General features: G+C 27.2%; 15 protein-coding genes and 4 pseudogenes. 12 read left to right on the forward strand and 7 right to left on the reverse strand.

Annotated elements, in window-relative coordinates; all coding sequences use genetic code 11:
• Entirely contained in the window at window positions 1-1,131 is a 1,131-nt protein-coding gene (locus C7380_RS00185; RefSeq protein WP_109603466.1) for an MFS transporter, read from the reverse strand.
• A 227-nt stretch (window positions 1,132-1,358) separates the two neighbouring features.
• Here C7380_RS00185 and C7380_RS00190 point away from each other — a divergent pair, with 227 nt between their 5' ends.
• The 3 genes from C7380_RS00190 (at window position 1,359) to rlmD (ending at window position 3,948) form a co-directional block, all read left to right on the forward strand.
• Complete coding sequence (locus tag C7380_RS00190) at window positions 1,359-1,919, forward strand: hypothetical protein (RefSeq protein WP_109603467.1); 561 nt, start codon at window positions 1,359-1,361, stop codon at window positions 1,917-1,919.
• A gap of 110 nt (window positions 1,920-2,029) precedes the next feature.
• Complete coding sequence (locus C7380_RS00195) at window positions 2,030-2,593, forward strand: MBL fold metallo-hydrolase (RefSeq protein ID WP_158274727.1); 564 nt, start codon at window positions 2,030-2,032, stop codon at window positions 2,591-2,593.
• An 11-nt stretch (window positions 2,594-2,604) separates the two neighbouring features.
• Window positions 2,605-3,948, forward strand: coding sequence for a 23S rRNA (uracil(1939)-C(5))-methyltransferase RlmD (gene rlmD / locus C7380_RS00200; RefSeq protein ID WP_109603469.1), 1,344 nt, complete (start codon window positions 2,605-2,607; stop codon window positions 3,946-3,948).
• 287 nt (window positions 3,949-4,235) lie between these two features.
• Here rlmD and C7380_RS13790 read toward each other — a convergent pair whose 3' ends face one another.
• Window positions 4,236-4,379: a hypothetical protein gene (locus tag C7380_RS13790; RefSeq protein WP_206050486.1), complete on the reverse strand. Its 144-nt coding sequence runs from the start codon at window positions 4,377-4,379 to the stop codon at window positions 4,236-4,238.
• 520 nt (window positions 4,380-4,899) lie between these two features.
• On the opposite strand from C7380_RS13790, the pseudogene C7380_RS00210 reads away from it, so the two are divergent.
• From C7380_RS00210 to C7380_RS00225, 4 genes and pseudogenes are all read left to right on the forward strand, one after another.
• A pseudogene (locus C7380_RS00210) lies at window positions 4,900-5,108 on the forward strand (helix-turn-helix domain-containing protein); the annotation flags it as partial.
• Between the two features lie 2 nt (window positions 5,109-5,110).
• A complete protein-coding gene (locus C7380_RS00215) occupies window positions 5,111-5,488 on the forward strand; it encodes a TIR domain-containing protein (RefSeq protein ID WP_109603471.1) in 378 nt (125 codons plus the stop codon).
• 20 nt (window positions 5,489-5,508) lie between these two features.
• Window positions 5,509-6,501, forward strand: coding sequence for a caspase family protein (locus C7380_RS00220; protein WP_170110804.1), 993 nt, complete (start codon window positions 5,509-5,511; stop codon window positions 6,499-6,501).
• A 131-nt stretch (window positions 6,502-6,632) separates the two neighbouring features.
• Complete coding sequence (locus C7380_RS00225; RefSeq protein WP_206050474.1) at window positions 6,633-7,091, forward strand: TIR domain-containing protein; 459 nt, start codon at window positions 6,633-6,635, stop codon at window positions 7,089-7,091.
• Between the two features lie 19 nt (window positions 7,092-7,110).
• Here C7380_RS00225 and C7380_RS13710 read toward each other — a convergent pair.
• Window positions 7,111-8,318: pseudogene (locus tag C7380_RS13710) on the reverse strand (relaxase/mobilization nuclease domain-containing protein); the annotation flags it as partial.
• A pseudogene (locus C7380_RS13640) lies at window positions 8,291-8,437 on the reverse strand (plasmid mobilization relaxosome protein MobC); the annotation flags it as partial. The pseudogenes C7380_RS13640 and C7380_RS13710, both read right to left, overlap by 28 nt.
• Before the next feature lie 48 nt (window positions 8,438-8,485).
• Between C7380_RS13640 and C7380_RS13440 the strand changes: the two are divergent.
• Window positions 8,486-8,650, forward strand: a complete 165-nt coding sequence (locus C7380_RS13440; protein WP_158274728.1) for a hypothetical protein — start codon at window positions 8,486-8,488, stop codon at window positions 8,648-8,650.
• A gap of 851 nt (window positions 8,651-9,501) precedes the next feature.
• Window positions 9,502-10,224, forward strand: a complete 723-nt coding sequence (locus C7380_RS00240) for a DUF5131 family protein (RefSeq protein WP_109603474.1) — start codon at window positions 9,502-9,504, stop codon at window positions 10,222-10,224.
• Between the two features lie 244 nt (window positions 10,225-10,468).
• Here C7380_RS00240 and C7380_RS00245 read toward each other — a convergent pair whose 3' ends face one another.
• From C7380_RS00245 to C7380_RS00255, 3 genes are read right to left on the reverse strand one after another with little or no spacing between them, the layout of a single operon-like run.
• Window positions 10,469-11,185, reverse strand: a complete 717-nt coding sequence (locus C7380_RS00245) for an ABC transporter permease (RefSeq protein WP_109603475.1) — start codon at window positions 11,183-11,185, stop codon at window positions 10,469-10,471.
• The gene (locus tag C7380_RS00250) at window positions 11,185-11,997 is read right to left on the reverse strand and encodes an ABC transporter ATP-binding protein (RefSeq protein WP_109603476.1); all 813 of its coding nucleotides are present in this window, start codon (window positions 11,995-11,997) and stop codon (window positions 11,185-11,187) included. The genes C7380_RS00245 and C7380_RS00250 overlap by 1 nt, the downstream gene beginning before the upstream one ends.
• Window positions 11,994-12,794, reverse strand: coding sequence for a MerR family transcriptional regulator (locus C7380_RS00255; RefSeq protein ID WP_109603477.1), 801 nt, complete (start codon window positions 12,792-12,794; stop codon window positions 11,994-11,996). The genes C7380_RS00250 and C7380_RS00255 overlap by 4 nt, the downstream gene beginning before the upstream one ends.
• A gap of 179 nt (window positions 12,795-12,973) precedes the next feature.
• On the opposite strand from C7380_RS00255, the pseudogene C7380_RS13795 reads away from it, so the two are divergent.
• The 3 genes and pseudogenes from C7380_RS13795 to C7380_RS13445 all read left to right on the forward strand — a co-directional run.
• Window positions 12,974-13,480 (forward strand): annotated as a pseudogene (locus C7380_RS13795) (GrpB family protein); the annotation flags it as partial.
• Window positions 13,460-14,719: a phosphotransferase gene (locus tag C7380_RS00260; protein ID WP_371682077.1), complete on the forward strand. Its 1,260-nt coding sequence runs from the start codon at window positions 13,460-13,462 to the stop codon at window positions 14,717-14,719. The pseudogene C7380_RS13795 and the gene C7380_RS00260, both read left to right, overlap by 21 nt.
• A 99-nt stretch (window positions 14,720-14,818) precedes the next feature.
• Window positions 14,819-15,087, forward strand: a 269-nt coding sequence (locus C7380_RS13445) for an SAP domain-containing protein (protein WP_170110805.1), incomplete at its 3' end; no start/stop codon positions are given.

A 15,087-nucleotide genomic window follows, 5' to 3' on the forward strand; every position in this document is an offset into this window, starting at 1 on the left:
TCATACCGTTTTTTTATTTATATATAATATTATAAAAAAGATAACTATTGCTGGAAAAGTTAAAAATAAATAAGCCATAAAAATAGAACTATCTGCAACAAGTCCCATAACACCTGTAATTATCATTCCTCCAAAACCCGTTATTGCATAAAGAATTCCATTAAAAATAGCCAATTGATTAGAAGGAATTTTTTGATTTACAAATCTTTGAAAAACTGGAAAAATAGGCCCTATAAACAATCCTAATAAAACATACAAAAAAGATAATTTTAAAGTCAATAATAAAATTATAGAAATAAATATTCCAAATATACAAATTAAAAGTAATTTAAAATAGCCTATCCTTTTAAGAACAAAATCAGATATAAGTCTTGAAAAAGTATAAAATAACCAAAACATACTGATAAAAAAAGCTGAGTAACTTTCAGAAAACAGAAAATAATCTACATGTAAATTAGAACTCCAAGTAACTACACCTTTTTCTATACCAGAATAAAACATAAAAAATATTAAAAAAATAATCACTAATTTATTTAAAAATAAATTTTTAAAACCTTTTTTATTAATACCACATTTATTGCTATCTTCCATAAAATATTTATTAAAAAAACTCAAAACAATAATTATCAACAAGATAAAAACTATCATATAAATGAAATAAGATATAGGAATATTTTTTTTAATAAAAAATGATATTATAATTGGTGACAAAATACCACCCATACCAAACATACCATGATAAACTCCATAATTTTGATACTTTAAATCAAGCTGAGCAAATATTGTAGTCATAGTAAGTATAGATAAACTTATTCCAAAACCTATAATAAAAGAAGCTAAAATTAAAATTATATAATTAGAAGCTCCTACAAATAATAAAGATCCTAATATATTTAAAAAAAGTGAAATCAAAAAGACTCCCTGAGATCCCAAAAATGAAATCAAAATACCTCCAAAAATATTACCTAAAAAACCTCCAACAGTATTAAAAATAGGAACCAATGAAGATTGAGAAATTGAAATCCCATAAGTCTCTTGAATATTCTTCATCAATGGTGGAATAAAGTTGGGTATCATTGCTATAAAAACCATAGAAATAAAAATAAAATACATAATTCTTTTTTGTGACATAAAATCTACTCCTTTTATTAAAAAAATATCAAATACAATTATAATAATTTATTGTAAATTAAACAATTACTAAAAATAAACATTGTTTTTTAAAATATAAATGGTATAATAACTTAGTAAGCTGGCACGTTGTCAGCTTACTTTTTATGTATTTCAAAAAATTTATAATTAATTATATTAAAATTCAAAAAAATTTGATATTATATTTTATTGAGGGGGGTGTACTTTTGAATACATCGATAAACTTAGATAATAATCAGAAAATTACAATCAAAAAACTTCTATTGAATTACTTTAAAAATGAAAAAATAAATAAAATAACTTTTAGAAAAGAAATTGTATACTTAAAATCTTCTGAAAAAAATCTAAAAATAATCATAAAAAACTTAGAAGAATACAATTGTGATTACTACTTAAAAATAAAAAATAATTGGGAATTACAAAAAAATATCAATCTCTTAGATTCAAAAAGAAATAAACACAAAAAAGGAGCTTTAAATTTAAATAAAATGGACATTGAGAGACTAAAAAGAGGTGTTTCAAGATATATCAAAGCTAAATCAAATTTCTTAAAAAGAAAAGAATTCATAATTGAAATATCAAATAATCAAATAAATATAGACTTTTATTTAGATGATTATTTTATTATAGAAGTATTGGACCAAGAATTAAAATCATGTATATTATACATAAATGATAAAAAAGAATCCGAAGGGGATTTTGATCATATAATGTTTAATTTAGATATTTACTTTTCCAAAAAATACTTTTCTGATGAATTAATATAAAAAATTCAACTTCAAAAAAACAGTGGATTCCATTAAGAATCCACCTTTTTTAATTAAATATAATATGTTAAAATATATTATATTATAAAAGATAAAAAGAGGTGAAAATATTGAAAATAGAATCATATGAAACTGGACCAATTGGAACAAATGCTTATATAATAGATGAAAAAATAATAATAGATCCTGGATATGGAATATCAAATTATATAAACAAAGAAAAAGAATATGATGTTTGGCTTACACATGCTCATTTTGACCATATTAAAGGTATAAAAGAAATAAAAGTGAAAAATCTATATCTTCATCCAAAAGACTATGAACTTTTAAAAGATCCAGAAAAAAATCTTTCAATATATACTAATGAACCTTTTACAATAGACATACCTTATAAAGATATAAGCAATATTACAAGATTTATTCACACTCCTGGACATACTCCTGGTTCCATAATAATAATATTAGAAAATAATTTATTTACAGGAGATACTATATTTTCAGACAGCATAGGAAGAACTGATTTTCCTGGTTCATCATACGAAGATATGGAAAAATCTCTTATAAAAGTAAAAGAATTTTTACAAAAAAACAAAAATATTAAAAATATATATCCAGGTCATATGAACAAAACAACTAGAGAACTTATTTTAGAAACAAATCCATATTTATATTGAGGAGAGATATCATGAGTATTCAATTAATACCTGAAAAAATAGTTTATGGAGGATATGCATTAGCAAAATATGATAATGAAGTATATTTAATAGAAAATGCACTTCCAGGAGAACTAATTGAAATTGAAGTGTATAATAAAAAGAAATCTGTAAATTTTTCAAAAGTAACAAAAATAATAGAACCATCAAAAGATCGTGTCAAATCTGTATGCCCTCACTTTAATAAATGTGGAGGATGTGATCTATTAAATTATCGATATGAAAAACAAATAGAACAAAAAGAAAATATATTAAAAGAACAATTAAGAAGAATAGGTCATCTGAATATAGAAACAGAAAAATTTGAAAAATCCTTTAATAATTTAAATTATAGAAATAAAATGGAATTCACATTCTCAAAAGATGAAAATAATAATATAGTATTAGGATTAAATGAAAAAAAATCTCATAAAATAATAAATATAGAAAAATGTTATATAGCACCAGACTACTTTAATACTATAAGAAATACAGTAAAAGAAGTTGTAAAAGAATTAGATATCCCAATATATGACCCTAAAAAAAGAAAAGGTGTGTTAAAACATTTAGTAATAAAAAAATCTTCAAAAACAAATAAATTAATGATAATAATAGTAACTCATACAGAAACTCTTCCAAAATCAAAAGAATTAAAACATTTATTATTACAAAAATTAAATTTTGACTCTTTAATACATGTAATGAACAGTTCTGATAAAGTAACTTTAAGAGGTCCTTATAAAACTCTTTTTGGAGAAGGAATATTAAAAGAAAATTTTGATGAATTCGAATATCAAATTCCTCCAACTTCATTTTTTCAAATAAATTATGATATAACAGAAAAAATATTACAATATATTTTAGAATATATAAAAACTAAAAACACCTCTAAAGATACTTTATTAGATCTTTATTGTGGTGTAGGCTTATTCAGTCTTTTTTATTCTCCTCTTTTTAAACATGTAACTGGTGTAGAATACTCAAAAAACTCTATAAAAGCTGCTAAATCTAATCTAAATATAAATTCAATAAAGAACATAAACTTTATTGCAGAAGATTCTTTACAATATATAAATCAAAGTATAGAAAAACAAAAAACATTTGATTATATTATAATAGATCCGCCAAGAAGTGGCCTTGGAGTTAAAGCTTCTGAAAAAATGTCTAAAATAACTAAAAAAACTTTAATATATATATCATGTGATCCGTCAACTCTTTCAAGAGATCTTAATATACTCAGTCAAAATGGTTTTAAAGTTGATTCTATAAAAGGGTTTGATATGTTTCCTAATACTCACCATATTGAGACATGCGTACTTTTGTCCCGCAAAAATTAGTAAATATCTCACTGTACTTATAAACAGGAAAATTGAATAAAATAGATTTTAATGACTATTCAAACTTGTTATATGAAAAAATCTCTATTTCTTTGATTGAAGAAATAGAGATTTTTTTCAAGTTCTAAGATGATGTCATATGATTAAGCTTGTATTCGATAAGTTGTGAATTTCCTGTCTATACTTGATTTTATTTCTATTGCAAAATCCTAATTTTAATAAGATTTATGATTAGCTATATGTTAGTTTTTTGAGCATAGCTTTATTCAAAGCTTTTTCCTAGTCGTTTAAATTTGCACTTTCTGATAAAATGGGTACTCCATTGCGTTAAGTGTCGTTATCCTTCTGATTTTTTGAATACCCTGTAAATTAAGATAATTAGCAACTTTATAAAATTTCATATTCTCATTTAAATATTTATCAAAAATAATGCATACTACTTCAGCTTCATCTTACGTATAAAAAGTTGTTTATACGTGAGATAGTAGCCGTAAGAAGCAAAGCCACCATTCCAAAAGCCTTGACGAGCTTTTTCTTTTCGTTAAAGATAAAGTCGATGTAATGAGAAAAAAATAAGACTGGAGAATCCTTTAAGGTAGGAATTTTTTCCATAATATCCAAAGTTTATGAATACTACTCTGCTTATGGAGAAAAAGAAGATATTTTACAGAATTTTAAATAAAGTGGTTTTGTAAAACTCTTTGGATAGGTTACAACTTCTATTAAGAATATTATAAAAATACATAGAAATATAAAAATAATATTATCAAAGCACTTAGAGAGAACAGATAAAAAAAAGAAGCCATAAAAAAATCAGTCTGAAAGATAATTTTATGGTTAATATAATTTTAGGGATTACTACAATGATTTTTATTTTACAAGAATTTAAATAAAAAGAATATATTTATTTAAAAAGGATATTTTATGTTATAATGTAATAAATAAAGTTGTTTTAGTTATAAAAAATTATTTAAAAATTAATATATATGGAAATGAAAAATACTGAACTTATGGAAAAAGTAAAAGTGAGTAAAAGCACATTTTATAAAATAAAAAATAGACAAAATGTTACTACGGATGTTTTACTTAGGATTTGTAATACTTTAGACTGTAATATTGAAGATATTATAGAAATTAATGACATTAAGGAGGTCAAATAATTATGAAAAGAATTTTTATTAGTTTTGCAATTGAAGATGAACGGTTAAGAGATTTTTTAAAAGGACAAGCGAAAAATGAAAATAGCCCATTTGAATTTGTGGATATGTCAGTTAAAAAACCGTGGGATTCACAGTGGAAAACAAATTGCAGAACAAGAATAAAAGGTTGTGACGGTGTGATATCAATAGTTACAAAGAATACCAAAAATGCAGATGGACAAATTTGGGAAATGAAGTGTGCAAAAGATGAAAATATTCCAATAGTTGGAATATACGGAAATGATAGTCACTCTGGAGTTGCTATTCCAAGTGAATGCGGATATATTAGATTGATGGACTGGAAATGGTCTAATATTTCAAATTGGATTAAAAGTATATAGGCTGATTAGGAGGGGAAAATATGGTGAACAATAAAGCTTTAGTTGTTGGCATAAATGATTATCCTAGTTGTCCATTATCATGCTGTATAAACGATGCTGAAGAAGTGGGCAAGATTCTTTCAATGAATGGAGATGGAAGCCCAAATTTTGATGTAAAATTTGCACTTGATGTTAGAACAAAGGCAGAATTATATGATGGCTTGAATTCGTTGTTTAATGAAGGCGAGGCGGATATAGCCTTGTTTTATTTTTCAGGACATGGGACGGGTTTAATTAATGGGAAGTTAGTCACACCTGACTTTACTGGTATGGATGCTGGCATTTCTATGGGCGAAATTTTATCAATGGCAAACAAGTCTAAAAGTAAAAATAAAATTATTATTTTAGACTGCTGTTTTTCAGGAAAATTTGGTGAAAATGGTGTTACAAATTCTAGTGAATCTGTTTTATCGAATGGAGTTACTATAATAACAGCAAGTAATAGTGATGAATATTCTATGGAAGTATCGGGGGATGATGGTATACCCGGCCACGGAGTTTTTACTGAACTATTGATACAGGGGTTAAAAGGCGGAGCGGCAGATGTAGGTGGTAATATTACTCCTGCAAGCTTATATTCATTTGTCGATCAATCGTTGGGAGCCTGGGAACAAAGACCTCTTTTTAAAACAAATATCTCTAGGTTCCTTCCCATTAGAAAAATAAAGCCTAAAGTTCCTATTGAAGTGTTAAGGAAGTTGAGTGATTATTTTCAAAATCCTGATAGTGAATATTCTTTAGATCCGTCTTTTGAATTCACTAATACTCCAGAGTATAAGATTGAAATTAGAGAACCATATGCAAACGATGTAAATGTTAGTAAGTTTAAAGAATTACAACTATATGAGAGTGTTGGTTTAATTGAACCAGTCGATGAGGAACATATGTATTTTGCAGCAATAAATAGTAAGTCATGCAGGTTGACTCCTCTAGGGTTGCATTATTGGAAACTATCAAAATATAAAAGATTTTGAGAGGAATATATATGATTTTAACAAAAGATTTTTTAATAAGAGAATCTGCAAAAAGAGACATTAGCAATGCATCGGAAACTAGGATTTTAAATGAAAATCATGCGGTTTTTTCAAAAAAAGAGTTATATGACTTGTTTATATCACATAGTTTTTTAGATAAAAAACTCATATTAACGCTAATTGATTTATTTAATAATGCAGGTTATTCAGTATATGTAGATTGGATAAATGATAAAAATTTAGATAGAAATAATGTATCGCCTAAAACGGCTAATGTTATTAAAAATAGAATATCTAATTGTAAAGGCTTATCTTATATTGCCACTAGAAATATTGTTAATTCAAAATGGTGTCCATGGGAATTGGGTTTAGCAGATGGCATGTTAAATGGGAAATCATGTATATTACCAGTAATGGAAGAAACCGGTAATTTTAGAGGTCTTGAATATTTAGGTCTTTATCCATACATAGAATATGAAAAAATAAGTAGAAAGAGTACTTATGAGTTCTGGGTTATAGATCAAGACGATAGTAGTATATACGCTTCTCTAAGGAACTGGCTAAATGGGGCTGCACTAGAAAGACATTAAAAATAATAAGGAGATGGAGCTATCTCTCCATCTCCTTACCCATGTAAATTCCATAGTTCTTTCGTATTTGATAAAGCTCGTTCATAGTAGATTTTGAGGAAAAATACTTTTGCATAAGGGTATTCTTTTTTTCTTGCAATTTATCAAGTTTATCTAAAATATTCTTTGAATCAGGCAGCTTTAAATAGGACTTTTTCAGTTTTACAAGAGCTGTTTCGTAGCGTGTGATTTCAACCTTATGTTCCTCAAAAAATGCCTTATCGGAAGGATTTGATTTACATTCTTTGTAATAGGCTCGATATTTTTTAACAGTATGAACCTGCTCCATTGTATCAGAAAGTAGCTGCATATCCTTGTCAATTTCTTTGATTTTATCTTGTAAGTTCTGTCTTTCTTCAGCAGTTTTTTGAATGTATTCATCAAGTTTGCTTAACAGATTTAATGCCATGTTCTCTTATAAAAACAACGGACTCAGCCATTGTGTTTAAGTTATGCTTGGTTGTCCAATACTCATAACCTTTGTTCTCTTTCACTTTGGCATTAGTATTCATATTATGACATTTCCGATTCGTTTTTTGACAGGAGGGGTTTTAATAACTTGATTTTCTGTAATACGCTCTTTTAATTTTTCTTCGGTATAATCTTCACCAATCGTCTTAGCCCTTGTAAATCTCTGCTTATCTTTTGGCTTAAAGGCTATATGTTTTCCATACTTTATTTCATAACCAAGTTCCGCCATCTTCTTTAGAAATTCTTCCCAATCATTAGACTGTTTTATCAAACGATCAATGTCAAATTGAAGTTTGCTTTTCCAAGAAGTACCTTTCTTAGACTGTTCATTTTCATACCATGACTTTCCACTAACCTTGCACTTTTTCTTATAAGCTTCATAAAATTCATCAATAACAGAAAGGTTGTTTTCTTTGCATAGCTTATCACTTTGATACGTATTTGATGATAGCTCTTTTTATTAGATTGATAGCACTTGCCCGTTACCATATTTACATTAATATGGTTGTGGATATATCCTTTATCTATGTGTGTAGATAAGACAAATTCGTACTCATCTTTTAATATCTTTTTACAAAGTTCAATACCAATTTGATGTGCCATTTCAGAACTTGTTTCTCCAGGCAAAAAGGACTGAATGAGATGTCTTGCAAGGATAATCCTATTTGTTCCTGAATCATTTCGTTTTCTTAAAAATTGAGTATGAGCATTTTCCTGTCATTTATATCATCTTTATAGATTACATCGGTCGAATTTACTTGCTTCGCAATTTAATTGATGTTTTTTGTAGCATTGGAAAGTAAGCCTTGTAAATCCCTGAATGGTTCTAAATCCATTATTGAATTAAAATTCAATATTATTCAGTTTTGAAAAGAGATTTACTTATGTCTGAAAAAGAATTATCAAAAAAAGTGATTGAAAAAATTGAAGAAATAAAATATGAAAATAATATTATTTTCATATCAATTGATAAAAATTTAAAGTCAACTAAGAAATATATATACTCTACTGATGAGAAAAAACTACTTACTTTTTTCAATAGATTATGATGGACACTTTGTAAAAATAATGATAAGAATATTAAACACATTGTATTTCATTGTTATAATATAGTGGGTATACTTAACCATTAAAATTAAATTCAACGATTGGCATAGCAAAGTATATAAAATTTGTTCCAATAATAATAATTCCTCATTATCGTTGAAAAAACAAGCTATACCTGACCAGCATACCTATTAAGAAAAGTAAATTTATAAAATAGTTACAGATATGCAAATTGAAGAATTTGGATTATTTTTTCATTCTTTTAATTATATATAGAATTTGGCCAAGAAATATGGAACGGTTTTTTTTGATGCCTTGGCTCTATTGCTTAGAGACTAATTGATTTGATATAACGAATGATTTTAATGTAGCTTTATTCTTTGCAACTTGAAAAACAGACAGTAATACTAAAAAATCATTAAAAATACATATGTAAATTTGAACTAAAGGAGGAACATTATGAATATTTTATGGGAAGTTTGATGTTATTAATTGGTCTTTTTCTATTTGTATCATCAATTAAAAAAAGTAAATTTATCATATACAAAACCCTTGTCGATAGAAGCAAAAGTTTATGGGGAGAAAATGTACATACTTTTTTCATAGCAGTAGGTATTGTCATCATGGGATTAAACTCATTGTTCTTTTTAAATATCTGGGGGTAATATATATTTGAATTCTTAGATTATCATAAACAATTGCGATAGAAAATGATTATTTACACTAATTATAGATTTGCTATTATAAATATTTTGAGGTAAATAATAACTTATAAGAATTTGGATGAAAAAGCAAATAAAAAACTGATTCTAAATAGACACCACAAAATTCACTAAATAAGGAGGAGTTCTCAATGAATTGGGAACCATGGACAGGTTGTTACAAAATTAGTGATGGGTGCACATATTGTTATTTTTATGGACCTCATGCAAAACGATATGGTCAAAATATCATAAAAAGAACAGATAAATTTGATTGGCCCATAAAAAAAGATACCAAAGGGGAATACAAAATTAAAGGAAACAAAGTTCTTGCAACATGTTTTGCAACTGATTTTTTTCTTTCTGAAGCAGATGAATGGCGTAAAGAAGTTTGGGCTATCATCAGGGAAAGAACAGATATAGAATTTTTAATTTTGACAAAACGAATTGACCGTTTTCTTGTATCACTTCCATCAGATTGGGATACTGGATATGACAATGTAAATATTGGTTGTACTGTTGAAAATCAAATGCTGGCTGATTATAGACTTCCATTATTTTTATCTTATCCGATAAAGCACCGTTTTATTGCATGCGCTCCGATCTTAGAAGCAATAGATCTAACATCCTATCTTCATGGAGTAGAGCATGTTACAGTTGGTGGTGAAACAGGCCGAGAAGCTCGCGAATGTGATTATGATTGGGTACTTAATATCCGTAAACAGTGCATAAAAGCAAATATAACATTTTGGTTCAAAAATACAGGTTCATTTTTTAAACATAATGGAATAGTGAAAAAAATAAATCCTTTTAAGCAATCTAATATGGCGAAAAACCTTGGCATAAATATTTCAGAAGAGAAAAAATTATTTTAACCTTAACAGAATAATAGAAAAAATTATTGCCTATTTTATTTAATTAATATTCTGAAATACTCAAGAATATTAAACACATTGTATTTCATTATTATAATATAGTGGGTATACTTAACCATTAAAATTAAATTCAACGATTGGCATAGCAAAGTATATAAAATTCGTTCCAATAATAATTCCCCTTAAAATGAATACTACAAAGGTCATTTTGAGACCAATTATTGTTGTTGTAAAATATTCATTTTCACTCTTGAACTTGTTTTTTGAGTAAAAAAATAATAGAAAGTATTGCAATAATAAAAACGATAATCAAGACCAATAAATTTTCAATCTGAAACTCGCTATTCAACATCAATTTATAGCCCCATGTAGCAGGAAATACTTTTCCAATTATTTCAAGAGGTTTTGGCAATAAGTTGACTGGAAACATAATACCTGAAAGCATTATAGATGGCAAAAATATAATTTGCGAAAACATAGTTAGTTTTGCTTGTTTTTTTACTAACAAACCTAACACAATTGCAATGCTTAAAGAAACTATAATAAGAATTGCCAGTCCAAGAAAATAAAATGGAATATTTGTGGGCAATATTGCATCAAAAACAATAGGAGCAATCAAAAATATGAGGATAGACATTATCATCAAATTAATAAATGTAGAAATAAACATAGTTGCTACACCCAAATATAATGGAACGCCATTTGCTCGATAGACTTTTTTTATATCGCTTCCATATGTTTCTAAGATGGTGGGAGGCAATCCAATTATTGCTCCCATAGATACACCCATAACAGTCATAGTTTGAATTAGAGTATTTTTCATTGTTGGAACTATAGAGGTAAAAATACCACCCATGATGGCAAAAAATAAAAGTGGCACTAAGTAACAGGTAACAAGCGATGTATTACTTCGAATATCTAGCTTCCATTGTAATACTACTCCATATAAAAAAGCTCTCATTATAAATTCCTCCTTGCAAGCTCTATAAAGTGCTGTTCTAGTGTTCCACGACTTATTGTTATATCCAATACCAAAATTCCTTTTTGTTTATAGTTTTCAAGCAGTTTCAAGAGTGTATCTGAAACATTATCAGTTTCAACAATATCATTTCCTTGATTAGTTTCAATTTTAATGGAATAATGTTTCCCAATCTTTTTCCTTAATTCTTCGAATGTACCTAAAAATACTATATTTCCGTTGTTCAAAATAGCAATTCTGTCACATAGAATTTCAACTTCTGCCATATCATGACTTGTCAAGATGATCGTTTTACCCCGATCTTTTAATTTGCGAATTTGTGCATGGAGTGATATTCTAGCCTCTACATCAAGACCTGCTGTTGGTTCATCAAGAAATAAAATATCTGGATTGCTTATTAATGCAAGTGCAAGATGCAAGCGACGTTTTTGACCTGTAGAAAGCTGAAAATATTGTTGTTTTGCAAGTTTGTCAATACAAAGAGTTGTTAACATTACTTGATCAATTTTGACTTTGTTCCATTTTGCAAAAAGTTGTACAGCTTCCATTGGTTTAATATGTTCTGGCAAAGAAGATGATTGCAGTTGAATACCCATTTTTCCATTTATAGTAATAACCCCTTGATCATACTTACGTAACCCTTCAATACATTCAAGAGTTGTTGTTTTTCCAGCACCATTCACACCAAGTATGGCAAAAACTTCGCCTTTTTTTACATCAAAACTAATTCCTTTTAACACAGTATGATTACCGTAGTTTTTTTGTAAATTATCAATTGTCATTGCAATATTCATTTTGTTTTCTCTATAAATGGATTAATTCCTAATTTAGTTAAATAAACATCTAACGCTTTTTCAATATATGTCATATCAATCATTTGTTTTTCCCCACTTTCAATTGCATTTTTATTTATGTTTCCAATTTCCATAAGCTTTGAAAATATACTCATATCTCCATCCGTAAAATCCATAATCATTTTCCAAAAATCTTTCGCAAGTAATTGACCTTCTTTACTATCTGGAGATACATTATTTTTTTGCAATTCTTGTGTTTTATTGTTTAAATCTATAAATTGATTCATAAAGGCTGTACCACTTTCCATATCAAACTTTTTGTAAAGATGGTTAAGTGTTTCTTCATCAAAATGCTTTATAAGTCCGTAAAATTTATTTCCCATTTGTAGATTAACAATAATACTCGCATATTTTTTAAAATCTACCGATTGTATTTGTAATACCTCTGCTTTTAATAATTTAATTTCTTCATATGCTTTTGAAAGATCTTGTATTTTCCTTTTAATATCAGCAGCCTGTTCAGTTAATATTATAGCAACATTATCTGGAGTATCTAGTGACATAATTTTATTTTTTATGTTTTTTAATGAAAAACCGAGATGTTTTAAAGATAAAATCTGATGAAGTCTAACTAAATCCTTGTTAGTATATAACCTACGTCCTCCATCACTTTTAACAGATGGAGAAAAAAAACCTTCTTTATCATAGTATTGCAACGTACGAACAGTTACTCTCATTTTCTTTGCAATTTCGCTCACTGTCATATATTCTTTTGGTATAATTCTATGTTTTTCCATTATCATTACCTCCTTATTCATATTATAAGTTATAACGTTACGTCATAAGCAAGTTTTTTATCATAAATCAAATACACAAATATAAATTTTTATAAAATAGGAACATATAAACTCTCAAATGTAGTATGATTGAATGGATAAAATGATTATAAAAATTAATTTCTTTTGAGGTGCAAAAAATGATAGGTTTAAAAAGAGGAACAGTAAAACTGTTCAACCATGAAAAAGAATGGGAAATTGAAGCTCAAAGAACAATTTCTCGTTTGAATAAGATTTTAGGTTCTGTTGCAAGTGATATTCAACATGTGGGCAGCACATCTGTTTTTACAATAAAAGCTAAGCCAATAATTGATATTGCAGTTGCAGTAGATAATTTTAAAGATGTTCTTGCTTTAGAAAAAGAATTCATTAATTATGGATTTTATTATAGACCTAATGCAAATTTGAAAGGCCAACTTCTTTTTGCCTGTGGTAGTTATTATGATGGTACTGGTGATCTACAAACACATTTTATTCATATTGTTTTAAAAGATAGTATGGAATGGATAAACTACATTAATTTTAGAGATTATTTAAATAAAATGCCAAAGGTAGCTAAAGCTTATGAAAATTTGAAATTATCACTTGTAGAAACTATACACTCTGACAAATGTAGAGAAGAATATTTGAGAAGGAAAAATGATTTCATTGTTTATACTTTAAGAAAAGCTCTTGTTAATTATTATCTTGGAAAAACAGTTGAAATTAAAATTGATCGACCTATAGGCAGTTCTCATCCTAAATACTCAGATCTCATATATCCTGTAAATTATGGATATATTCCAGGTGTTTTAGGTGGAGATGGTGAAGAATTAGATGTTTATCTTCTTGGTATAGATAATCCCGTAAAAAATTATATAGCTCGTATTATAGGCATTATTCATCGTCATAACGATATAGAAGATAAACTTGTAGCTGCACCTGAAGGAATAAATTTCACTAAAACAGAAATTAAAAAAATATTACATTTTCAGGAACAATATTATAAAAGCGATATAGAAATAATTCCTCCATACAAATTTATTTCGAAAAAAGTCATCAATAAAGGTTGGTCAGGTGATAAGAAGTACTGTGTTATAACTGATGATGGTATAAAATACTTACTAAGAATTACTCCAAAAGAAAAAAGTGCTAATCGTGAAAATATGTTTCGTATACAAAAACAGCTAGCATCTTTAGATGTTTCTATGTGTAAACCTGTGGAGTTAGGAAAGTGTAAAGAAGGTATTTACATCCTTCAAACTTGGATTGATGGTAAAGATGCTGAAGAAATTATTCCTCATCTTACTAATTCTGAGCAGTATTATTATGGTCTTGAAGCAGGTAAAATGCTTAAAATAATTCATTCCATTCCAGCTCCAAAGAATCATCCTGATTGGGAATTTCGATTTAATGCAAAAATGGATAGTAAAATCAAAATGTACAATGAATGCCATATTAAATTTGATGGTGCAAAAGATATGATTTCTTATATGAATTCTAACCGTCATTTGCTTGCAAACAGGCCACAAACCTTTCAACACGGAGATTATCATATTGGTAATATGATGATTGAAAAGAATAAGATTGTTATTATAGATTTTGACCGTTATGATTTTGGTGATCCTTGGGAAGAATTTAATCGTATCGTATTTTGTGTTCAAATTTCTCCTATGTTTGCATCAGGAATTATAAATGGTTATTTTGATAACAAAGTACCGTTTAAATTTTGGAAATTACTTGCATTATACATTAGCAGTAATACGCTTTCTTCTATACCATGGGCTATTAAATTTGGAGAAAGTGAAGTAAATACTATGCTTAATCAAGCAAAGAATATTATGAATTGGTATAACAATATGCAGAATCCTATTCCAACTTGGTATAGGGATATAGTAATCAAATAACAATATTTGACAAATTAAGTAAAACAGAATTAATTGAAAATAAAAAAGTCTAATAAAAAAAATTGAATAATTATTATATTATGTTATGGGTGTGAAAAAATGGAAAATAGACCAAAGTTTGAAGATATAACCTCATTTGAAAATTTCAATAAATATTATTGGTATAGGGATGAATTATCAAAAATATGTAGGTCATTAAAAATAGAACATAGAGGTACTAAAAAAGAATTAATGAACAATATAAAAAAATACTTCTCTGGAAAATTAATCAAAAAAAAAGTTTCAAAGAAATATATTAAAAAAACTCATAATATCTCTATAAATACTCCACTATTAGAATGTAACTTTTCTTTTAATTCAAAATTTAG

The sequence above is a fragment of the Oceanotoga teriensis genome (genome assembly GCF_003148465.1).
Classification (GTDB): Bacteria; Thermotogota; Thermotogae; order Petrotogales; family Petrotogaceae; genus Oceanotoga; species Oceanotoga teriensis.